Origin of the sequence: Vibrio sp. Y51_MX_L26, from assembly GCF_024181935.1 — a bacterium.
Classification (GTDB): Bacteria; Pseudomonadota; Gammaproteobacteria; order Enterobacterales; family Vibrionaceae; genus Vibrio; species Vibrio diabolicus.
Window position 1 is genome coordinate 40934 of record NZ_JAMZAS010000005.1, and the last position, 22796, is coordinate 63729.

At 45.1% G+C, this 22796-nt stretch carries 20 protein-coding genes, 1 tRNA gene and 1 riboswitch; of the genes, 15 read left to right on the forward strand and 6 right to left on the reverse strand.

Annotated elements, in window-relative coordinates; genetic code table 11:
- Nucleotide 1: 1 nt before the first annotated feature.
- Nucleotides 2-580, reverse strand: a complete 579-nt coding sequence (gene rsxA / locus NL645_RS12920; RefSeq protein ID WP_005380762.1) for an electron transport complex subunit RsxA — start codon at nucleotides 578-580, stop codon at nucleotides 2-4.
- A gap of 328 nt (nucleotides 581-908) precedes the next feature.
- A tRNA-Asn gene (locus NL645_RS12925) sits at nucleotides 909-984 on the reverse strand.
- 559 nt (nucleotides 985-1543) lie between these two features.
- On the opposite strand from NL645_RS12925, the gene uvrB reads away from it, so the two are divergent.
- From uvrB to luxU, 3 genes are all read left to right on the forward strand, one after another.
- On the forward strand, nucleotides 1544-3574 hold the full coding sequence (gene uvrB, locus NL645_RS12930; RefSeq protein WP_047010067.1) for an excinuclease ABC subunit UvrB: 2031 nt from the start codon (nucleotides 1544-1546) through the stop codon (nucleotides 3572-3574).
- Nucleotides 3575-3869: 295 nt separating this feature from the next.
- Complete coding sequence (luxO, locus tag NL645_RS12935; protein ID WP_005396653.1) at nucleotides 3870-5276, forward strand: quorum-sensing sigma-54 dependent transcriptional regulator LuxO; 1407 nt, start codon at nucleotides 3870-3872, stop codon at nucleotides 5274-5276.
- Nucleotides 5273-5617 (forward strand): quorum-sensing phosphorelay protein LuxU, encoded by a 345-nt coding sequence (gene luxU, locus NL645_RS12940; protein WP_012841577.1) that lies wholly within the window; start codon nucleotides 5273-5275, stop codon nucleotides 5615-5617. Before luxO ends, luxU begins: the two co-directional genes overlap by 4 nt.
- Nucleotides 5618-5728: 111 nt before the next feature.
- Here the strand turns inward: luxU and NL645_RS12945 are convergent, their stop codons facing one another.
- The gene (locus NL645_RS12945) at nucleotides 5729-6625 is read right to left on the reverse strand and encodes a YvcK family protein (RefSeq protein WP_006742807.1); all 897 of its coding nucleotides are present in this window, start codon (nucleotides 6623-6625) and stop codon (nucleotides 5729-5731) included.
- A gap of 175 nt (nucleotides 6626-6800) precedes the next feature.
- Nucleotides 6801-6935, forward strand: a riboswitch (molybdenum cofactor riboswitch).
- Here NL645_RS12945 and moaA point away from each other — a divergent pair.
- From moaA to NL645_RS13000, 11 genes are all read left to right on the forward strand, one after another.
- A complete protein-coding gene (gene moaA / locus NL645_RS12950) occupies nucleotides 6924-7913 on the forward strand; it encodes a GTP 3',8-cyclase MoaA (protein WP_005396649.1) in 990 nt (329 codons plus the stop codon). (Overlaps the previous riboswitch by 12 nt.)
- Before the next feature lie 105 nt (nucleotides 7914-8018).
- Entirely contained in the window at nucleotides 8019-8531 is a 513-nt protein-coding gene (moaB, locus tag NL645_RS12955; RefSeq protein ID WP_005396648.1) for a molybdenum cofactor biosynthesis protein B, read from the forward strand.
- Between the two features lie 26 nt (nucleotides 8532-8557).
- A complete protein-coding gene (gene moaC, locus NL645_RS12960; RefSeq protein WP_005396647.1) occupies nucleotides 8558-9037 on the forward strand; it encodes a cyclic pyranopterin monophosphate synthase MoaC in 480 nt (159 codons plus the stop codon).
- Nucleotides 9034-9291 (forward strand): molybdopterin synthase sulfur carrier subunit, encoded by a 258-nt coding sequence (moaD, locus tag NL645_RS12965; RefSeq protein WP_005396646.1) that lies wholly within the window; start codon nucleotides 9034-9036, stop codon nucleotides 9289-9291. Before moaC ends, moaD begins: the two co-directional genes overlap by 4 nt.
- Nucleotide 9292: 1 nt before the next feature.
- Nucleotides 9293-9748 (forward strand): molybdopterin synthase catalytic subunit MoaE, encoded by a 456-nt coding sequence (gene moaE / locus NL645_RS12970; RefSeq protein WP_048625774.1) that lies wholly within the window; start codon nucleotides 9293-9295, stop codon nucleotides 9746-9748.
- A 532-nt stretch (nucleotides 9749-10280) separates the two neighbouring features.
- Nucleotides 10281-11957, forward strand: a complete 1677-nt coding sequence (locus NL645_RS12975; RefSeq protein WP_005396644.1) for an ABC transporter substrate-binding protein — start codon at nucleotides 10281-10283, stop codon at nucleotides 11955-11957.
- Nucleotides 11958-12085: 128 nt separating this feature from the next.
- Nucleotides 12086-13006 (forward strand): oligopeptide ABC transporter permease OppB, encoded by a 921-nt coding sequence (gene oppB / locus NL645_RS12980; RefSeq protein WP_006742810.1) that lies wholly within the window; start codon nucleotides 12086-12088, stop codon nucleotides 13004-13006.
- Between the two features lie 15 nt (nucleotides 13007-13021).
- Nucleotides 13022-13924: an oligopeptide ABC transporter permease OppC gene (gene oppC / locus NL645_RS12985; RefSeq protein ID WP_005396642.1), complete on the forward strand. Its 903-nt coding sequence runs from the start codon at nucleotides 13022-13024 to the stop codon at nucleotides 13922-13924.
- Nucleotides 13925-13951: 27 nt separating this feature from the next.
- Nucleotides 13952-14923, forward strand: a complete 972-nt coding sequence (locus NL645_RS12990) for an ABC transporter ATP-binding protein (RefSeq protein WP_005396641.1) — start codon at nucleotides 13952-13954, stop codon at nucleotides 14921-14923.
- Entirely contained in the window at nucleotides 14902-15915 is a 1014-nt protein-coding gene (oppF, locus tag NL645_RS12995) for a murein tripeptide/oligopeptide ABC transporter ATP binding protein OppF (RefSeq protein WP_006742812.1), read from the forward strand. Before NL645_RS12990 ends, oppF begins: the two co-directional genes overlap by 22 nt.
- 167 nt (nucleotides 15916-16082) lie before the next feature.
- Nucleotides 16083-17030, forward strand: a complete 948-nt coding sequence (locus NL645_RS13000; RefSeq protein WP_170902930.1) for a glutathione S-transferase family protein — start codon at nucleotides 16083-16085, stop codon at nucleotides 17028-17030.
- A gap of 114 nt (nucleotides 17031-17144) precedes the next feature.
- Here the strand turns inward: NL645_RS13000 and NL645_RS13005 are convergent, their stop codons facing one another.
- A complete protein-coding gene (locus NL645_RS13005) occupies nucleotides 17145-17567 on the reverse strand; it encodes a hypothetical protein (RefSeq protein WP_012841581.1) in 423 nt (140 codons plus the stop codon).
- A 286-nt stretch (nucleotides 17568-17853) separates the two neighbouring features.
- Between NL645_RS13005 and NL645_RS13010 the strand changes: the two genes are divergently transcribed.
- Nucleotides 17854-19128, forward strand: a complete 1275-nt coding sequence (locus NL645_RS13010; protein WP_253651810.1) for a DUF4010 domain-containing protein — start codon at nucleotides 17854-17856, stop codon at nucleotides 19126-19128.
- Nucleotides 19129-19242: 114 nt separating this feature from the next.
- Here NL645_RS13010 and pta read toward each other — a convergent pair whose 3' ends face one another.
- Together pta and NL645_RS13020 are read right to left on the reverse strand one after the other, a co-directional pair.
- Nucleotides 19243-21387, reverse strand: a complete 2145-nt coding sequence (gene pta / locus NL645_RS13015; RefSeq protein ID WP_005396636.1) for a phosphate acetyltransferase — start codon at nucleotides 21385-21387, stop codon at nucleotides 19243-19245.
- Between the two features lie 136 nt (nucleotides 21388-21523).
- Nucleotides 21524-22720, reverse strand: a complete 1197-nt coding sequence (locus NL645_RS13020) for an acetate kinase (RefSeq protein ID WP_005396635.1) — start codon at nucleotides 22718-22720, stop codon at nucleotides 21524-21526.
- Between the last annotated feature and the right edge of the window lie 76 nt (nucleotides 22721-22796).

The following is a 22796-nucleotide window of genomic DNA, read 5'->3' on the forward strand; positions in this document are numbered from 1 at the left end:
TTTACTTCACCAAACCTGTAAAGCCCATAAAGGCTAGTGACATTAAACCCGCTGTAATCATTGCAATCGATGCACCTTTAAAAGGCACTGGTACGTCGGCGGCAGCTATGCGCTCACGCATGGATGCAAAAAGTATCAACACCAATGAGAAACCAACAGCGGCGCCGAAGCCGTAGATAATCGATTCGATAAAGTTATGGTTCTCATTAATATTAAGAAGCGCGACACCTAATACCGCGCAGTTTGTAGTGATCAGCGGTAAGAAAATACCAAGCAAGCGATAAAGTGTTGGACTTGTTTTGTGCACAACCATTTCGGTGAACTGCACCACAACGGCTATCACCAAAATAAAACTCATGGTTCGAAGGTACTCAATACCCAGTGGACGAAGAATGTAGCTTTCCACTAAATACGCACACACTGACGCGAGCGTTAGCACAAAAGTTGTCGCTAAGCCCATACCTATTGCTGTTTCCAGTTTTTTGGACACACCCATAAAAGGACAGAGGCCCAAAAACTTCACCAGTACAAAGTTGTTCACCAGCACAGTGCCGACCAACAACAAAACATATTCGGTCATAGTTATTACGTTCTTAAAATCCGATCTTGATATTATCGTGTTTTGTGACACCAATAACAACCAGTGAACGATGTGGTTTTACATACACGATGGAAAAATAGTCGTCTATGTGAGGTATTTTGATGAATCAATAAGAAATTGAACAGCTTGCTGAATGGATTTTACAAAGACGCTGGTGCTGTCTTTCTTCAAAGAATCTTTTGCTCAGAAGGCGGGAATTACATTTAGCGAGTAATTTTAAGTCGTCACTTGAGATATTGATGGTGAAAGAAGTTTTTTATTTCAAAACGAAAAAAGCCGTGTCTTGCGACACGACTTTTCTGGAATTTGGCTCCTCCTGCTGGGCTCGAACCAGCGACCTGCGGATTAACAGTCCGTCGCTCTACCAACTGAGCTAAGGAGGAATTGCTTTGCTTGAAAGCGGAACGAATCTTACCGAGCAGCCAAACTACTGTCAACAGTAAAAAAATACATTTTTAGCAAAAAATATTGGGGGAAGGGCTTTACTTTTCTGTACTGCTTGTCAGTAAAGGGGTGAGGTTACTTATCCACTAATTTTGTGGATAACTATGTTGATGAGATCTGAGTAAAGATCTTTTATATGCAACCTGGTTTTTGTTTAGTGAATTTTTAATCAGAGTTATACAGGGAATATGCAATTAAAACATAGATTTATTGATGTTAAGCAAAATGTATTCAAGGTGGATAAAAATCTAGCTTTTGGGGATAAAGAGTGTTTAGACCAATTTTTGGGGAAAAGTTGTGGAAATTGCAATGTGAAGAATGGGTGTGGCTCTTCAGCTAGGGCGAAGTACTATATCAGAGTAGGTTTTGTATGGCTACAGCATTCTAGACAAACAAGAAAATTTATTAACAATGGTGGGTAAATTTTCGATAGACGTAGATTTCATTGGCTAAGGTGTATATATATACAGCCAAAGCGCAGTGAATTTGAGGAAGGGTATGAGTAAAGTCTATGAATTGGTCTCCGATTATCAGCCATCGGGTGACCAGCCGGGAGCGATCAAGCAGCTGCTTGAGGGGCTCGATGCTGGACTGGCACATCAAACACTATTGGGGGTAACGGGATCGGGTAAAACGTTCACACTAGCGAATGTTATCGCTCAAGCCCAGCGACCTGCAATATTACTTGCTCCAAACAAAACGCTCGCAGCGCAATTATATGGCGAGATGAAATCATTCTTTCCTAATAATGCGGTGGAGTACTTTGTTTCCTACTACGATTACTACCAGCCTGAAGCTTATGTCCCGACGACGGATACTTTCATTGAAAAAGACGCATCGGTTAACGCTCACATAGAGCAAATGCGCCTTTCCGCAACGAAAGCACTATTGGAACGTAAAGACGCGATTATCGTTGCGTCTGTTTCTGCTATCTATGGTTTGGGAGACCCAGAATCTTACTTGCAAATGATGTTGCATTTACGTCGTGGTGACGTGATTGATCAACGGGACATGCTACGACGTTTGGCAGAGCTACAATATTCAAGAAATGACGTGGCATTTGAGCGAGGACAGTTCCGGGTTCGTGGCGAAGTGATTGATATCTTTCCAGCGGAATCTGACCAAGACGCAGTTCGTGTCGAAATGTTTGATGATGAAATTGACTGCATCAGTGTTTTTGATCCATTGACTGGTGTGGTGAAACAGCGAGATTTACCACGCTACACCATTTATCCTAAGACGCACTACGTGACACCAAGAGATCGTATTCTTGAAGCGATTGAAAATATTAAGGTTGAATTAGAAGTACGCAAAAAACAGCTTCTAGACAACAACAAGCTACTGGAAGAACAGCGTATTAGCCAGCGGACTCAATTCGATATCGAGATGATGAATGAGTTAGGTTTTTGCTCAGGTATCGAAAACTATTCTCGCTATCTCAGCGGACGATCGGAAGGCGAGCCGCCACCGACATTGTTTGATTATTTGCCTCATGACGGTTTGTTGATCATCGATGAATCCCACGTGACGGTGCCGCAGATTGGTGCCATGTATAAAGGTGACCGCTCTCGTAAAGAAACGCTGGTAGAGTTTGGTTTTCGCTTACCTTCTGCGTTAGATAATCGTCCCCTCAAGTTTGAAGAGTTTGAAGCGTTAGCACCGCAGACGATTTTTGTCTCTGCGACGCCAGGAAATTATGAACTAGAAAAATCGGCTGGTGATGTAGCGGATCAAGTTGTTCGTCCAACAGGCTTGCTTGACCCAGAATTGGAAGTTCGCCCAGTGGCGACCCAAGTAGACGACTTGTTGTCTGAAATTCGCCTCCGTTCTGCTAAAGATGAGCGAGTTCTAGTGACAACATTGACCAAACGAATGGCCGAAGATCTCACCGAGTACTTGCACGAACATGATGTTAGGGTACGTTACTTACACTCAGATATTGATACCGTAGAACGTGTGGAGATCATCCGTGATCTTCGTCTTGGCGAGTTTGACGTGCTGGTGGGAATTAACTTGCTACGAGAAGGCTTGGACATGCCTGAAGTTTCGCTGGTTGCAATATTGGATGCAGATAAAGAGGGCTTCTTGCGCTCCGAGCGTTCACTGATTCAGACCATTGGTCGTGCTGCGCGAAATCTTGAAGGTAAGGCGATCTTGTATGCTGACCGAATCACCAACTCCATGAAAAAGGCGATGGATGAAACCAACCGCCGCCGCGAGAAGCAGAAAGCGTACAACGAAGAAATGGGCATTTCGCCGCAAGCGCTCAAACGAAATATCAAAGATATTATGGAATTGGGCGATATTACCAAGTCTAAACGTCAGCGTAATACTAAACAGGTACCGTTGTCGAAAGTGGCGGAGCCTTCGCAAACATACGAGGTCATGTCTCCTCAACAGTTGGAAAAAGAAATCAGTCGACTTGAGGCGGCAATGTATCAGCACGCGCAAGATTTAGAGTTTGAATTGGCGGCGCAAAAGCGTGACGAGATTGAAAAACTAAGAGCGCAGTTCATCGCAAATAGTTAAAAATAAGCTTAATGATCTAGCTTAGCCAAGTGTTTTAGATTGCTTGCAGAAAAAAAGAAGCCAATAGGCAGTCGGGTCTATTGGCTTGTTTTGTGAACATCTCGTTCACTAACAACGTCAGTTGGCTAGGTGACCCGAGGGGTCACTAAACTATCAGCATGGTTTATGCCATTTTTTAAATAATTGATATTATTTTTGAATCCTTTCTCTTACCCATAATTTAGCTAATGTTATTTGCAAAATGCAAAGCGTAATGCGATTATTGTTTAAAACACAACAAAATATTAGCTAGGTTATGCAACAAAAATCTGAAGGTCCTAAATCTCGTTACCTTTTAATGGTTGAGGATACCGCATCTGTTGCGGCACTGTACCGCTCATACCTGACACCGCTTGGTATAGATATCAATATTGTCGGTACAGGTAGGGATGCCATTGAAAGTCTCAACCATAGAATTCCAGATCTTATTCTGCTCGATCTTCGTCTGCCAGATATGACGGGGATGGACGTTTTACACGCTGTAAAAAAGAGTCATCCAGACGTACCTATTATTTTTATGACCGCTCACGGTTCTATCGATACCGCGGTAGAAGCAATGCGTCATGGCTCTCAAGACTTTTTGATCAAACCGTGTGAAGCAGACCGTTTACGTGTCACGGTTAACAATGCGATTCGTAAAGCGACTAAGCTAAAAAACGAGGCTGATAACCCGGGAAATCAAAGTTATCAAGGCTTTATTGGCAGTAGTCAAACAATGCAACAGGTTTACCGCACGATTGATTCAGCAGCGAGCAGCAAAGCGAGTATCTTCATCACTGGTGAAAGTGGTACGGGTAAAGAGGTATGTGCCGAGGCAATCCATGCGGCAAGCAAGCGTGGTGACAAGCCTTTTATTGCGATTAACTGTGCTGCAATTCCAAAAGATTTGATTGAGAGTGAGCTGTTTGGTCACGTGAAAGGTGCTTTTACCGGTGCAGCAAATGATCGTCAGGGTGCAGCGGAATTAGCGGATGGTGGCACACTTTTCCTTGATGAACTGTGTGAGATGGACTTAGATTTGCAAACCAAATTGCTGCGATTTATTCAAACCGGCACGTTCCAAAAAGTGGGCTCATCAAAAATGAAGAGCGTGGATGTTCGCTTTGTTTGTGCAACTAACCGTGATCCATGGAAAGAGGTACAAGAAGGTCGATTCCGTGAAGATTTGTACTATCGTTTGTATGTCATTCCTTTGCATTTGCCGCCTTTACGTGAACGAGGTGAAGATGTCATTGAAATTGCATATTCACTGTTAGGCTATATGTCGCACGAGGAAGGAAAAAGCTTCGTGCGTTTTGCGCCTGATGTAATCGACCGATTTAATAGCTATGAGTGGCCAGGCAACGTTCGTCAGTTACAAAACGTGCTGCGCAATATCGTTGTTCTAAACAACGGTAAAGAAATTACGTTGGATATGTTACCGCCACCGCTGAATCAACCGCTTGACCGTCCGTCTTCTGTGGCGAAATTTATTGAGCCGAAAGTGATGACTGCGTCTGAGATTATGCCGTTGTGGATGACAGAAAAAATGGCGATAGAGCAAGCGATTGAAGCGTGTGATGGCAATATCCCCCGAGCGGCGGGATACCTTGATGTCAGTCCGTCGACGATTTACCGCAAGTTACAGGCTTGGAATGGCAAGGAAGAGCGGCAAAAAGTATGAGTGTGAATGTATTAAATCAGCAAAAAATCGATGAACTGTCGATGGAGATTGGCAGTGACAATGTTCCTGTTTTACTCGATATTTTCTTGGGGGAGATGGATACCTACATCGAGAATTTATCTCAGTTTCAAGGGACAGAGCGATTACGTTACCTAAAAGAAATCAGTCACGCGTTAAAAAGCAGCGCAGCGAGCTTTGGAGCAGACCGTCTTTGTCAATTGGCGATGTCGATAGATAAAAAAGCCAAAGCAGGTGAGTTAGCTGAAGAGTCAGACGAGTTAAAAACGATGTTCGATCTTTTGCATGAAACACGCGACGCTTACCGTGATTGGCAGCAGTAATGCGCTGTTCTAATGAGGCTCTTACACAAAACCCTTCACTTGAGTGAAGGGTTTTTTCATTGCTGACAGCGAGTAAACTTGAAGCTATCCCCTAGCTTTAGAGGGCGTTTTTTAAATTGAAAGCCTTAGCTGGCTTTCAATAGCGAGCTTGAGTTTATCTCGGTCGTGACGCCAATCTCGGTTCGACGAAGCTAACGATTCCGTCACTACATTCCACTGGCTCAAGACTTCTTGCTCGGTTTCCTCTGCTAGAACCACGTCTATCTTCCTACCTTGGCAGGCACGCTCACACCATTCTAATTTTTGTGCCATGGTCATTCGTCCGGCTGGGCCGTACTCTGGACTCAAGTTGGCAACGAAAATGACTTTTGCTTTCTCATTGGCGGCAATGGCTTTGCCGAGCTCAGGCAACAGCAAAGGAGGCATGATGCTGGTTAAAAAGCTGCCAGGACCAAGAATAATAGCGTCTGCCTCTGCCAGTGCAGTTACTGCTTCTTTAGTTGCAGGAACTTCTGGTGATAGATCGAGACGGCGTAAATCGGTGTCCATCTCGTCTACATTCGTTTCTCCCGTGACCCACTTCCCATCCACGGATAACGCGGAAAGATCGGAAGGGTGTTCAGACATAGGAAGAATGTTAACGTCGACTTTTAACATGTTTCGAATCAGATTGATGGCATCTAACGGTCTGACCGATAAGTTATCGAGCGCCGTAAGCATCAAGTTACCGAGGTTATGACCATCAAGCTCGCCAGTACCTTTGAAGCGATATTCAAACATCATTGAACTGATCGACGGCTCTGTGATCAGCTGATTAATGCAGTTCCGTGTGTCGCCCCAGGCGATTCCACCTTGGCAGTGACGAATTCTTCCTGTTGAGCCACCATTGTCTGTTGTGGCGACAATGCCAGTTGCATTGCCGCCAAAATCCCGTAGTGCGGCCAACATTCGACCTAAGCCATGACCACCGCCAACAGCGACCACTTTTTTATCCGTGTAGATATTCATTACGTTCTTCTAATAATCTTGTAAAAAACGGCTACAATTTATCTCAAGGAGTGCTTGAAAGGTACTCACTTAGCGGTAAATTGTGTCTCTAGAGAGTTTTTTATCACTCAAGTCTGGATTCCAGTACAAATATTAAGTATTTTACACCGCAAAGCTATCAGAGGTTTCATATCTCTGGTTGCCATAACTCCGAGCTCACTATTGCTAAGTCCGAGGATAAGCGTTTTGAGCCAGTGGCGTACTGTCACAAGGGCATGATTGGAAATGGCCATGCCTCCCGTGTTTGGAAAGGTGTTCCGTGGCGCAACAATTCGAAGACAAATTTCATCGTAAGTTCTATTACTTGCGTCTGTCTGTGACCGACGTATGTAATTTCAAATGTACCTATTGCCTTCCTGATGGCTATAAGCCTTCGGGCAATAAAAACTCGTCTTTTTTATCTCTTCCTGAAATCAAACGGGTCGTAAAAGCGTTTGCTGATTGTGGCACGTCAAAAGTGCGCATTACTGGCGGTGAACCAAGTTTACGCAAAGATTTTACCGACATTATCCACTCAGTGGCGACGACGCCTGGTATCCAAAAAGTTGCAACGACGACCAATGGTTACCGCATGGCGAAGCAAGTCGCAGACTGGCGTGAAGCGGGCTTAACTCACATCAACGTCAGCGTGGACAGCCTTGATCCGCGCATGTTCCATCAAATCACGGGTGAAAATAAGTTCACTGAGGTGATGAATGGTATCGAGCGCGCGTTTGAAGTTGGTTATGAGCAAGTCAAAGTTAATGTGGTTTTGATGAAAGATCTTAACCATCAAGAGCTGCCAGCGTTTCTCAACTGGATAAAAGATCGTCCAATCCAACTGCGCTTCATCGAATTGATGCAAACGGGTGAGATGGATGATTTATTCAATAAGCATCATGTGTCTGGCGTAGCAATTCGTAATCAGTTGATTGCGAACGGTTGGCTGCTTAAAGTGCGCTCTCATAATGACGGCCCCGCGCAAGTGTTTGTTCATCCAGATTACAAGGGTGAAATTGGCCTGATCATGCCTTATGAAAAAGACTTTTGTGAGAGCTGCAACCGACTACGCGTCTCTGCGATGGGTAAGCTGCATCTGTGTTTGTTTGGAGACCACGGTGTAGAACTACGTGATCTATTGGAACGTGATGAGCAAGAAAGCGAGCTTATTGAACGCATCCAAGCGCAGTTACAAACTAAGTCGGTGAGCCACTTCTTGCACGATGGTAATACGGGTATGACGCCACATCTGGCGTCTATCGGCGGCTAAATCAACTCAAATTTTGTAGGGAAAGCTTATTTATAGGCTAGCTTTCCCTCGCTTTTCTAGAATCGATACCAAACGTATCAAAGTTAAAAGAGAATAGGTGAACACATGGGTCACGCTGAAAGCAAATTTCAACCTGCAAATATTGCCGTTCTAACGGTATCTGACACTCGTACCGAAGAAAACGATACCTCTGGTCGCTACCTTGTTGAACACGCTCAAGAAGCGGGTCACAATGTTGTCGATAAGCAAATTGTTATTGATGACATGTACAAAATTCGCGCAATTGTTTCTCAGTGGATTGCGGACGACAATGTTCAAGCGATCATGATTACTGGTGGTACAGGGTTCACGTCACGTGACAGCACGCCAGAAGCGCTGAAGCCTCTGTTTGATAAAGAAGTAGAAGGTTTTGGTGAGTTATTCCGCATGGTGTCTTACGAAGAAATTGGTACGTCAACGATCCAATCGCGTGCAATTGCAGGTTTTGCTAACCATACAGTTATCTTCGCAATGCCTGGTTCAACAGGCGCGTGCCGCACTGGCTGGACGAAGATCATCAAGCAGCAGTTAGATGCAAGCCATCGCCCTTGTAACTTCATGCCGCACCTATCTGTATAACCTTTCCTAAAAGCGAAGGAAAAACAATGACTCAATTTACCCATATCAATGCGTCTGGCGAAGCTAACATGGTCGACGTGTCTGCAAAAGCTGAAACGGTTCGTGAAGCACGTGCAGAAGCATTTGTTCACATGGCCCCAGAAACCTTGCAACTGATTGTTTCCGGGCAGCATCACAAAGGTGATGTGTTCGCGACGGCTCGAATTGCTGGTATCCAAGCTGCAAAGAAAACGTGGGATTTGATTCCACTTTGTCATCCTCTGTTGCTTTCTAAAGTCGAAGTTCAGTTGGAGGCTATTGAGTCAGAAAACAAAGTTCGTATTGAATCTGTTTGTAAGCTTGCAGGTAAAACGGGCGTAGAAATGGAAGCGCTCACGGCGGCTTCTGTTGCTGCACTGACGATTTACGATATGTGTAAAGCGGTGCAAAAAGACATGGTTATCGGTCAAGTTCGTCTCCTAGAAAAGACGGGTGGAAAATCTGGACACTTCAAGGCGGAATCATGATTAAAGTACTTTTTTTTGCTCAGACTCGTGAGCTGATTGGTATCGACAGTGTCGAATTAGATGATCAATTTGAAACGGTTGAAGCGATTCGCGCACATCTCGTGGAAGAGGGCGCTGATAAAAATGGTAAGTGGGATTTGGCTTTAGAGCCAGGAAAGCTACTTGCTGCTGTTAATCAATCTATTGTCCCACTTGATACCGAAGTAAAAGCGGGGGATGAAGTTGCATTTTTCCCACCGGTAACCGGAGGTTAAGATGGACCCACGCGTCTCTGTACAAGTTGAAGACTTTTCCGTTGATCACGAATATCAACGTTTATCCGAAGGTACGGCTGCTGGTGCTGTCGTAACATTCATTGGTAAAGTTCGAGATATGAACCTTGGCGATAATGTTGTTGGTTTGCACTTGGAACACTACCCAGGCATGACTGAGAAGAGCTTGAGCGACATTTGCGATCAAGCTGAATCACGTTGGCCATTATTGGGCGTACGCGTGATTCATCGCGTTGGTGACATGGATAGCGGTGATCAAATCGTCTTTGTTGGTGTTTCAAGTGCACACCGCGGAGCAGCATTTGATGCTTGCGAGTTCATTATGGACTACTTGAAAACCAAAGCACCATTTTGGAAGAAAGAACGCACGACGAGTGAAGATCGTTGGATTGAGTCGCGCGATACTGATCACCAAGCTGCGCAGCGTTGGGAAAAATAGAACCCACTCCTCATTCTAGTGAAAAAAGCTAAGTGTCAATGGCACTTAGCTTTTTTTGTACTTATCTTCATAATTCTGCTCATTTGACTTCAACACAACCCGTACTCGCTCTGGTGATATTCTTCACAATAAAAGTTTTTAGCCCAATATATAAACAATTATTTGTTAGACTTCATTTGTCATAAATGTTAAATAATATGTAAATATCTAGCATAAGATGCTATCAAATGGTTTAAATGTAGATTAATCGAAAGTTTTGTCTGTGGAATGTCGCTTCTGGTCTCCATTTGGCTGGTGAATACTTTTTGATTAGAGTTTACTGCTAGATATGTGTGGTTTAGTCAGGATTATTGGTTTTTTTGCTACATTTTTATGGCAAATTACTTCAATGATTGCTAATGTGTGCCGCAGTCTTTGTAAGGTTTTAGGCTTTTGTGCTCAGAAAACGCACTAAAAAAATCTAAAACTCTGACCGTTCCAGGCCCTTACAAAGAAGTCATGGATGCTAACGAAAAAATTTGGAGTTTTACGCATGTATAAGAATAAAATCACGCGCGCTTTATTTATTGGTGCTGGTCTTTCTCTCGCTTTAGCTGGTTGTGGCGAAAAGCCTGCAGAGAAACAAGCTGCTGAGCCTGCTCCGGCTCCAGCCCCTGAAGCTAAATCTGATTCTAAAGAGCCAAAACTTGCTGCTGTTCAAGAATTGGTGCGTGGTAACGGTACAGAAGTTGCGACAATAGACCCTCATAAATCTCAAGGTGTTCCAGAATCCCACGTGATTCGCGATCTTCTTGAAGGCCTAGTAAACCAAGATGCGGATGGTAACACTATCCCTGGTGTTGCAGAATCTTGGGAAACTGAAGACAACAAAACATACACTTTCCACCTACGTGAAGACGCAAAATGGTCTAACGGTGATCCTGTTACTGCAGGTGATTTTGTATACAGCTTCCAACGCGCAGTCGACCCAGCAACCGCTTCTCCATACGCTTGGTACATGGAATACACCAAGATGAAGAACGCAAAAGACATTGTTGCGGGTAAAAAAGACAAGAGTGAGTTGGGTGTTAAAGCGGTTGACGACCACACGTTAGTGGTTGAGCTAGACACTGCTGTACCATACTTTGTGATGATGATGGGCCACACAACAGTGAAACCTGTTCACCAAGCAACCGTTGAAAAGTTCGGCGATCAATGGACGAAGCCTGAAAACTTTGTAGGTAACGGTGCTTATGTTGTTGACAACTGGGTTGTAAACGAGCGTTTAGTTCTAAAACGTAACGAACAATACTGGGACAACGAAAACACGACGCTTGATCAAGTTACTTTCCTGCCAATCGAAAACCAAGTAGCGGAAATGAACCGCTTCCTAGCAGGTGAAATCGACTTCACGAATGAACTGCCTACAGAGCACTTCAAGCGTTTGAAGCAAGAGCATCCAGAAGACGTGTCTGTATCGGGTAACTTGTGTACTTACTACTACATCTTCAACACGAAGAAAAAGCCGTTTGATGATGTTCGCGTACGTAAAGCGATTTCTTATGCGATTGACCGTAATATCGTGACTGATGCGATCCTAGCACAAGGTCAAAAGCCAGCTTATTTCCTAACGCCTGAAATCACGGCGGGTTTCAACCCAGAAATCCCTGCATACGGCAAAATGACGCAAGAAGAGCGTAACGCAGAAGCGGCGCGTCTATTGGAAGAAGCGGGTTACGGCGCAGACAACCCTCTTGAATTTAACCTTCTATACAACACGTCAGAGAACCACAAGAAACTTGCGGTTGCACTGGGTTCAATGTGGAAGAAGACGCTTGGTCTAGACGTTACGCTAGAAAACCAAGAGTGGAAAACTTACCTATCTACCAAAGATTCTGGCAACTTTGAGGTTGCTCGTGCAGGTTGGTGTGGCGACTACAACGAAGCTTCATCTTTCCTAACGCTGATGATGAGTAATAACACTACTGGTGGTATTCACTACGACAGCAAAGAGTACGATGCAATCATGAACAAAGCATTTGCTTCAACTTCTGACGAAGAGCGTCAAGCGCTTTACCTAGAAGCAGAGAAGTTGATGGCAAAAGATATGCCAATCGCACCTATCTACCAGTACGTGAAATCACGTCTACTATCACCGAAAGTTGGTGGCTTCCCAGTAAATAACGCGGAAGACAAGATTTACTCTAAAGATCTCTACATCACAGAGTAATTCGTAACTCGATAGAACTATAAAAATGAGGCTCTACATGTGAGAAATTGCATGTAGCGCCTATCTTTAGTCCAAAAGAATTGGACGACTTCTTTAATTTAACTGTCACAGACTGAAAGAGTGAGTTTATGCTTAAATTCATCGCAAAAAGGATATTTGAGGCGATCCCAACAATGTTGGTTTTGATCACCGTATCTTTCTTTCTTATGCGCTTTGCACCGGGAAACCCTTTCTCGACAGAGCGTCCATTGCCACCCGAAGTAATGGCAAATATCGAAGCTAAATATGGCTTAGATAAACCTGTATTTGAACAATACACCACGTATTTGACCAATGTTATCCAAGGGGATTTCGGACCGTCATTTAAATACCTTGATTACTCGGTTAACGAGCTGATCGCGGTTGCCTTACCGGTTTCGGCTAAAGTGGGCTTCATCGCCTTTATCTTTACCCTGATTATGGGGGTTACCGTCGGTACCATTGCTGCGCTCAAGCAGAATACTTGGATTGATTACACCATCATGTCGACAGCGATGCTCGGCGTGGTAATGCCTTCTTTTGTATTGGCACCTGCGCTTATCTATCTATTCTCGCTTCACTGGAATATCTTCCCTGCGGGCGGTTGGCAAGATGGTAGCTGGCAGTATTTAGTGCTTCCTGTCATTGGTATGTCACTACTGTATGTTGCAACCTTCGCTCGTATTACGCGTGGCTCGATGATCGAGACACTGAACAGTAACTTTATTCGTACGGCTCGTGCTAAAGGTCTAAGCTACCGTTACATCATCATCAAGCACGCTCTTAAGCCGGCACTTCTCCCTGTTGTTTCTTACATGGGTCCTGCTTTCGTAGGTATCATCACTGGTTCTGTTGTTATCGAAACCATTTTTGGTCTACCAGGTATTGGTAAGCTATTCGTTAACGCTGCGTTTAACCGTGACTACTCGCTAGTAATGGGTGTAACCATCCTGATTGGTTTCCTATTCATTTTATTCAACGCGATTGTCGATATTCTACTTGCAATGATTGACCCGAAAATTCGCTACTAACAGGGACGTTTGGTTATGTTAACGAAAAAAGAAAACCTAGAAGCGATTGAGAAGTTCTCCGAAAACTTGGAGATTGAAGGTCGCAGTCTTTGGCAAGATGCTCGTATCCGTTTTATGCGCAACAAAGCGGCAATGGTGAGCTTATTCCTTCTTGTTCTAATGACGTTGGCGGTGATTATTCTGCCAATGATCGCACCGCACACCTTTGATGATACTGACTGGTACGCGATGCACGTTGCACCGAATGCTGACCATTGGTTTGGTACTGACAGCCTAGGCCGTGATTTATACGTGCGTACGCTAATTGGGGGTCGTATTTCGTTGATGGTGGGTGTTATGGGCGCATTTGTAGCGGTACTGATTGGTACGCTCTACGGCGCAGCATCTGGTTTTATCGGCGGTAAAGTTGACCGCGTAATGATGCGTATTCTAGAAATTTTATACGCGGTACCGTTTATGTTCCTGGTAATCGTACTGGTAACATTCTTCGGTCGTAACATCATGCTGATCTTCGTTGCGATTGGTGCTATCGCATGGCTAGATATGGCGCGTATCGTACGTGGTCAGACACTCAGCTTACGTAGCAAAGAGTTCATCGAAGCTGCACATGTGTGTGGTGTTAGCAACTGGAAAATTATCACTCGTCATATCGTGCCGAACGTACTGGGTATTGTAGCGGTTTACTCTACGCTGCTTATTCCGAGCATGATCCTGACGGAGTCATTCCTATCATTCCTTGGTCTTGGTGTTCAGGAACCGATGACAAGTTGGGGCGCGCTTCTACAAGAAGGTGCACAGACAATGGAAGTGGCAATCTGGCAGCTGGCATTCCCAGCCGTGTTCATGGTTGTGACGCTATTCTGCTTCAACTACGTTGGTGACGGCCTGCGCGATGCGCTGGATCCAAAAGACAGATAATTAAAAGATAAGATTAAGGAAGCAATGATGAGCTTATTAGATGTCAAAGATCTGCGCGTCGAATTCACCACGCAAGATGGTATCGTAACCGCAGTAAACGATTTGAACTTCTCTCTCAACCAAGGCGAAACCTTAGGCATCGTTGGAGAGTCGGGATCAGGTAAATCTCAAACCGTATTCGCAATCATGGGCCTTTTGGCTAAAAACGGTATTATCTCTGGTAGCGCAAAGTTTGAAGGCAAAGAAATCCTAAACTTACCAGAAAAAGAACTGAACAAAGTGCGTGCGGAACAGATCGCAATGATCTTCCAAGACCCAATGACATCACTGAACCCTTACATGAAAGTAAGTGATCAGTTGATGGAAGTGCTTATGCTGCACAAAGGAATGGGCAAAGCGGAAGCATTTGAAGAATCAGTACGCATGCTGGAAGCGGTGAAAATCCCTGAAGCGCGTAAGCGTATCACGATGTACCCGCATGAGTTTTCAGGCGGTATGCGTCAGCGTGTAATGATCGCGATGGCGTTGTTATGTCGTCCTAAGTTGCTTATTGCCGATGAGCCAACAACAGCACTTGATGTGACGGTTCAAGCACAGATAATGGACCTGCTTAATGAGCTTAAAGACGAGTTCAACACGGCGATCATCATGATCACGCACGACCTTGGTGTTGTTGCAGGTTCGTGTGATAAGGTGCTGGTGATGTATGCAGGTCGTACGATGGAGTACGGCAACGTAAACGAAATCTTCTATAATCCAAGTCACCCTTATGCAGAGGGTCTGTTGAAAGCGATTCCTCGCCTTGATACGGAAGGTGAAATTCTGCCAACCATTCCTGGTAATCCACCAAACTTGCTTCGTTTACCACCGGGCTGCCCTTATCAAGAGCGTTGCCATCGAGTGATGGATCGTTGTAAGCGTGAAGCGCCAATTCTGACTCCATTTGGTGATGGCCGTCAGCGCGCATGTTTTTCTGAATGGGAGGCTTGGAACAAATGAACGCAGTAGATAAAAAGCTAATTCTGGACATTTCAGAGCTGAAAGTTCACTTCAGCATTGCGTCAAAATCGGCATGGCCGTGGTCAAAGCCTTCAAGCCTAAAAGCGGTTGATGGGGTGAACGTTCGACTATACGAAGGGGAAACACTTGGTGTAGTAGGCGAGTCAGGTTGTGGTAAATCGACGTTTGCGCGCGCCATCATCGGTCTTGTTGAAGCGACGGATGGCGAAGTAGTTTGGTTGGGTCAAGATCTAACTAAGATGAAAGACGTCCAACGTCGTGAAACGCGTAAAGAAATCCAAATGATTTTCCAAGATCCTTTGGCTTCTCTTAACCCACGTATGACGGTTGGCGACATTATTGCTGAGCCTCTTGAAACGTTCTACCCAGAACTGTCTAAGCAGGAAGTGAAAGACCGCGTTAAAGAGATGATGGCGAAAGTGGGTCTACTACCAAATGTGATCAACCGTTATCCGCACGAGTTCTCGGGTGGTCAGTGCCAGCGTATCGGTATTGCGCGTGCGCTTATCCTTAAGCCTAAGATGATCATCTGTGATGAACCCGTATCGGCGCTTGATGTATCTATTCAAGCTCAGGTTGTTAACCTGCTTAAAGAGATTCAAAAAGAACTAGGCCTTTCTCTGGTATTCATTGCGCATGACTTGTCAGTGGTTAAACATATCTCAGATCGTGTTTTGGTCATGTACTTGGGTAATGCTGTCGAGCTCGGTGAGGCGGAGGCGCTGTTTGCTGATCCTAAGCACCCATATACACGCGCATTGATGTCAGCGGTTCCGATTCCGGACCCGAACATTGAACGCAGTAAGAAAATCCAGATGCTGGAAGGCGACCTTCCTTCGCCGATCAGTCCACCATCGGGTTGTGTGTTCCGCACTCGTTGCCCACAAGCAACCGAAGAGTGTGCGAAGACGAAGCCAACGATTCAAGGTAACGACGTTCACGCGGTATCTTGTTTACACGTTAGTGTATAAATTCAGCCTGTGACGGGCTTAAGCGCGACACCTTTATCGGGTCGCGCTTTTTTTATGCATCTGATTTATACATTCGAATTTCTTGAACATGATGTCCTAAGTTCAGTGATTTTCTGTTTGATAGGAAACGCTAATATAGACATAAACAGAATGAGAGGAGCGCAATCATGGGTAAGTTGGTCGAAGGTGTTTGGCATGACGTCTGGTATGACACAAAATCAAATGGTGGCAAATTTGTGCGTGAAGATGCCGGATTCCGTAACTGGGTTAAAAACGAACCTGATGCGGAGTTTAAACCAGAGTCTGGTCGATACCATTTGTATGTCTCTCTTGCTTGTCCTTGGGCACACCGAACGCTCATCTTCCGCAAGCTGAAAGGCTTAGAACCACATATTGATGTCACGGTTGTTTGCCCTGATATGTTAAGCCAAGGCTGGCAAATGGGGCTTCCTGAGCCACTATTTGGTCACACTCGTATGCACCAAATCTACACGCAGGCCAAACCAGATTATACAGGCCGTGTAACTGTGCCTGTGCTTTGGGATAAAAAGACCAATACGATCGTGTCGAATGAGTCGTCAGAAATTATTCGTATGTTTAACTCGGAGTTCAATGAGTTAACAGGAAACCACGATGACTATTATCCAGAACAGCTAAAGCATGTTATTGACGAATGGAACGATTTTGTTTATCCAAACGTCAACAATGGAGTGTATCGCTGTGGTTTTGCGACCACGCAAGAGGCATATGAAGAAGCATTCGATTCTTTATTCGCTGCGCTAGATAAAATCGATTCGCACCTAGCGACGCATCGTTATTTAGCGGGGAATACTATTACTGAGGCTGATTGGCGTTTGTTTACGACTCTGATCCGTTTCGATGCCGTGTATGTAGGTCACTTCAAATGTAACAAGCAGCGCATCGCAGACTACGAGAATATTCAAGGATACTTAAAAGAGTTGTATCAAGTCGAAGGCGTCGAAGAAACCACGGATTTCTACCATATTAAACGTCACTACTATTTCAGCCACACTGGTATTAACCCGACGCAAGTTGTACCCAAAGGGCCTGATTTAGACTTAAACTCTCCTCATGGAAGAGAAATAATTAGCTAGTTTGCTGCCTCCATCAGAAATGAAAAAGTACTTAACGGTTAGCAATGTCGTTAAGTACTTTTATGCTAACTAAATACTAGGAGTAGGAGAGTGACTTTTAAGTGTGCGCTCGTCTTACTTAGCGCGTACGACGTCCATCACTAGTTTTCCGTCGACTTTTACAGGGCCATCTTCTTTGGCTCCGAGTGTATATTCAAATACGCCAGTCTTCATTCCCCCTTTTTCTCCGTGGACCATTAGCATCAGCATGTCGCCAGACTCAACCGGTTCCATCAAAATTGCATTCACGTTCTCATTCTGTCCCATCTTTAATGGGGCATAGCCGATAACAGGGCCAGGCTTCATTGATTCGTCTGTTCGGTGGACTACCATCCATCCGTTGTCGTCAGCATGAGCCATTTTTGCGGTTACCGTTCCTCCGGACATATCTTGATCAACGCCTTTAATGCTTGGGGCAGAAAAGCTGAATGAAGAAAAACTGAACAGAATTGCAGCTAAACCAAGCTTTAGCAGTGAGTTGTTGATGGAGTTGTTCATATGTATTCCTTACTTATGTGTGAGTTTGCTTAATAGCAGTCCATCTTCGTTACGTAGTTCGAGTAAGAAAGTTCAGTTGAAATGTAAATAATGCTGATAAATTGAACAGGGAGGGCCGCTTCGTTCTATTACGTTTTGGTGGTAGATAAAAGAATAATGAAATTATAAGACGCAATGGTAAGCAGGGAACCGGGGCCATTTTCTGATTATCCTCTCATCGTCACAGCTTCTTACCCATATTCAAATAAACTAATGATATAACAACCGCTTTTTAACGGGGTGATGCATGGATATCAATGAGTTTGTCAGTGGCGAGCATCTAATTTGGAATCTGCTTATTGCTCTATTACTAGGGGCAATTGTTGGCATCCAACGTGGCTGGGTGATGCGCAATAGCGCAGAAGGCAGTCGTGTAGCAGGCATTCGTACTTTTTCTTTAGTCGGTTTACTCGGTGGTTTAGTTGGCATTCTCGCCAACATCTATACACCTTTACTCATTGGTTTTGCGCTTATCGCTTTAGTCATCCTCACTTGCATCGCTTTTGTTATACAGCAGAAAAAGAGCGGAGATGTGAGCATCACTGGCGTGGTTAGTATCATGGTGGTGTTTGTTCTGGGTAACCTTGCCGTGTCGGGTGAGGCTGTTTTGGCAGCAGCAGCGGCCGTCATAACCGCGGTAGTGCTCGATAACAAAAGAGAGCTACATCAAGCGCTACAAAAACTGCAAGAGTATGAGTTAGACGCAGCACTGCGTTTATTACTTATCTCGATAGTCATGTTACCACTGTTACCAAATCAATCTTACGGCCCTTGGAATGCACTTAACCCGTATGAGATTTGGTGGATGGTTGTGCTGATCGCTAGTATCTCGTTTGTCGGTTATTTTGCGATAAAGATCGGCGGGGCGAAGCGAGGTATTTTGTTTACGTCTGTATTTGCGGGGCTTAGCTCTTCGACAGCATTAACGTTGCAGTTTTCCCATCTTTCTCGTGAGCAAGCGAGCATCAGCCCGTTACTCGCTAGTGGTATTCTTTTGAGCTGCGGAACCATGTTCCCTCGTTTACTTATCGTACTGTCCGTTATCAATCCACAATTAGTGAAACTGCTTTGGCCAATTGTGATGGCGATGATGGTTGCGCTGTACATTCCGGCATGGTGGATTTGGCGCAGAAGTGAAGTTGAGCAGATTGAGCAATCAAATAAGCAAACGAACCCTCTTGCTTTGCAGTCGGCACTGTTCTTTGGCCTCGTGTTGGCGGTGATTATGCTGCTTGCTCATGCTTTGTCTGACTGGTTCGGCAACGCGGGTGTGTTGATCCTTTCTGCTTTATCAGGGATTACTGACGTTGATGCGATCTCGTTAACCCTCGGGCGTCAAAGTACGCAAACATTGAGCGTGACCACTGCTGCGTTAGGCATTTTGATTGCCGCTTCGGTTAATACCATTGTGAAAATGGGGATGGTCATCGCGATAGGGGATAAGAAGCTTTGGCACCGAATCGCACCAGTGATGACAGGTTGTGTTGTGGTTGGGGCTGGGGTATTTATGGCGCTATATTGATAAGAGCGTATTAGTGCTATTGCTCATAGCCTCTTTGCTGTGTGGCCAACAATAGAAAAAGCCCTCGACGAATCGAGGGCTTTGGATAGTTGTCCAACTAGATGTCAGAAGCGATTATTTAGCTTCTTGGTCTGCTTGGATTGCTGTTAGAGCGATTGTGTACACGATATCGTCTACTAGCGCGCCACGAGACAAGTCGTTTACAGGCTTGCGCATACCTTGCAGCATTGGACCGATAGAAACTAGGTCAGCTGAACGTTGTACTGCTTTGTAAGTCGTGTTACCCGTGTTTAGGTCTGGGAATACGAATACTGTCGCTTTACCTGCTACTGGAGAGTTAGGCGCTTTAGACGCTGCCACGTTTTCCATGATAGCTGCGTCGTACTGCAGAGGACCGTCGATCACTAGATCAGGACGCTTCTCTTTCGCGATGCGAGTTGCTTCACGTACTTTATCAACGTCTGCACCCTTACCAGATTCACCAGTAGAGTAAGAAATCATCGCAACGCGAGGGTCGATACCGAATGCTGCTGCAGAGTCAGCAGATTGGATAGCGATTTCAGCAAGCTGTTCAGCGGTTGGATCTGGGTTGATCGCACAGTCACCGTAAACCAGTACTTGATCAGGCAGAAGCATGAAGAATACTGAAGATACGATAGACGCATTTGGTGCAGTCTTGATGATTTGGAACGGAGGAACGATAGTGTTCGCCGTAGTATGAACAGCACCAGAAACTAGGCCGTCAACTTCGTCGTTCTCAAGCATCATTGTGCCTAGGAATACTGAATCTTGTAGCTTCTCACGAGCCACAACTTCAGTCATGCCTTTCGCACCGCGTAGCTCAACTAGACGAGCAACGTAGTTTTCACGAACAGCATCGGCATCGATGATGGTTACGCCAGTACCTAGCTCAACGCCTTGTTGAGCTGCTACGCGACGGATTTCATCTGGGTTACCTAGAAGCACACAGTCTGCAATACCGCGTTCAGCACAGATTGCTGCCGCTTTAACAGTACGTGGTTCGTCACCTTCTGGAAGAACGATACGCTTGCCTGCTTTACGAGCAAGTTCAGTTAGCTGGTAACGGAACGCTGGTGGGCTTAGACGACGAGACTTCTGAGTACCTTCAGTCATTGACTCGATCCAGTTACCGTCGATGTGACCAGCAACGTGCTCGTTGATGAACTCGATACGCTCTTTATCGTCTGCAGGTACTTCGATGCTGAAGCTCTGTAGGTTTAGAGATGTCTGCCAAGTGTTACCTTGTGCTTTGAAGATAGGTAGACCAGTGTCGAACGCTGGTTTACATAGACCTTCGATTTCGCGAGGGATGTCGTAACCGCCAGTTAGCAGTACAGCACCAATATCCACACCGTTCATTGCAGCAAGAGAAGCAGCAACGATAACATCAGGACGGTCTGCAGAAGTAACAAGTAGAGAGCCAGGCTTGAAATGCTCAATCATGTTTGGCAGAGAACGTGCACAGAAAGTGATGCTCTTGATGCGACGAGTGTTGATGTCACCTTCGTTGATGATATCTGCTTTCAGGTGCTTAGCCATGTCGATTGCACGAGTCGCAATCAGATCAATGCTCCATGGCACGCAACCTAGTACACGAATTGGAGAAGTGTTGAAGATTTCCATCACTTTCAATTCGTTTTGTTTCGCGCTATCTGCATCGTCAAAGATTTCAGATAGGTCAGGGCGAGTACGGCCAGCTTCGTCAACAGGAGCGTTTAGCTTGTTGATGATAACGCCAGAGATGTTTTTGTTCTTAGTGCCGCCGAAGTTAGAACATGCTACTTCGATACGCTCTTTCAGTTGCGCTGGGTTATCAGTACCTGGAGTCGCAACTAGCACGATTTCTGCACCAAGTGTTGCCGCGATTTCCGCGTTTACTTGGTTTGCAAATGGGTGCTTACGAGTAGGTACAAGACCTTCGATTAGCGTAACGTCTGCGTCTTTGTTGATTTGGTTGTAACGTTCAACAACGGTTTCTAGCAGCTCGTCCATGTTGTCGTTACCGATTAGGCTTTCAGCAACAGACATCGCCATTGGTTCACCGATCTTCATATCGCTGTTGTGGCCAACGATAGTTGAAGTCAGATCTGGCTGATCACCACCTGAACGTGGCTGACAGATTGGCTTGTAGAAAGAAACTTTAACGCCTTTACGCTCCATAGCGCGAAGAACACCCATGCTAACGCTTGTTAGGCCAACGCCTGCGCTAGTAGGGATAAGCATAATAGTACGAGACATTCGTAGAGTACCTTTAGCTATTTGGGGGATAAAAGCTCAACTCTTATTCCATGAAGCTCGAAGAATAGGAGTTGAGCCCCTAAGAAATTCGTTTGAATGAAAATCTGGCTAGCCGAGTGGCTAGCCAGTAATTCAATTAAAGACCTGTCAGGCGTGCAGTGTCTTCAGCGATGACTAGCTCTTCGTTAGTAGAGATAACCATTGCAGGGATACGGCTGTTTTCAGTCGTGATAACGCCTTCGCCGCCGAAGCGAGCTTTAAGGTTAGCTTCGCTATCTACTTCGATACCGAAGATGCCAAGACGGTTTAGAACCATTTCACGGATAGGGCCAGAGTTCTCGCCGATACCGCCAGTGAAAGTGATTGCGTCTAGACGACCGTCCATTGAAGCAGTGTAGCCAGCTACGTACTTAGCTAGACGGTGGCAGAACACGTCCATTGCGCGTGTTGCTTCTTCTTTCTCACCGTAGTTGTCTTCAACGAAACGACAGTCAGAAGTCACTTCAGTTAGACCTTGAAGACCAGACTCTTTAGTTAGCATCGTGTTGATTTGATCAACAGAGTAACCTAGAGCGTCGTGTAGGTGGAAGATGATCGCAGGGTCGATGTCGCCACAGCGAGTACCCATTACTAGACCTTCAAGTGGAGTAAGACCCATAGAAGTGTCTACAGATTGACCGTTCTTGATTGCACATACAGACGCGCCGTTACCTAGGTGACAGTTGATGATGTTTACTTCTTCAACTGGTTTGTTTAGTAGGCCAGCAACTTCACGAGTGATGAACAAGTGAGAAGTACCGTGCATACCGTAACGACGGATACCGTGTTCTTTGTATAGGTTGTATGGAAGAGCGTATAGGTAAGACTCTTCAGGCATAGTTTGGTGGAACGCAGTGTCAAATACAGCAACGTTTTTCAGCTCTGGGAAGTTTTTCTTAGCCGCTTCGATACCGATGATGTGAGCAGGGTTATGAAGAGGTGCAAATGTTGCAGCGTCTTGAATACCTTTTAGAACTTCATCAGTGATTAGTGCAGATTGAGTGAACTGCTCGCCGCCGTGAACGATACGGTGACCGATTGCGCCTAGGTTAGCTTTAAGCTCTGGCTTAGAAGCAAGAATAGTTTCTACCATAAACGCTAGTGCTTCTTCGTGAGCTGCACCATTGCCTAGTTGAGCTTCGTGCTTGCCATCAAGTTTCCACTTGATGCGAGCTTCAGGAAGGTGAAGACACTCAGCAAGACCTGATAAGTGCTCGTCGCCGTTCTCGGCATCAACAACGGCAAATTTAAGAGAAGAACTACCGCAGTTTAAAACTAAAACTAGCTTAGACATGTATGACTACCTGTTATTCGTCTGATAAAAAATCAGTTAAAGAATGAAAAATTAATCACAAGAATAGCCGATACCC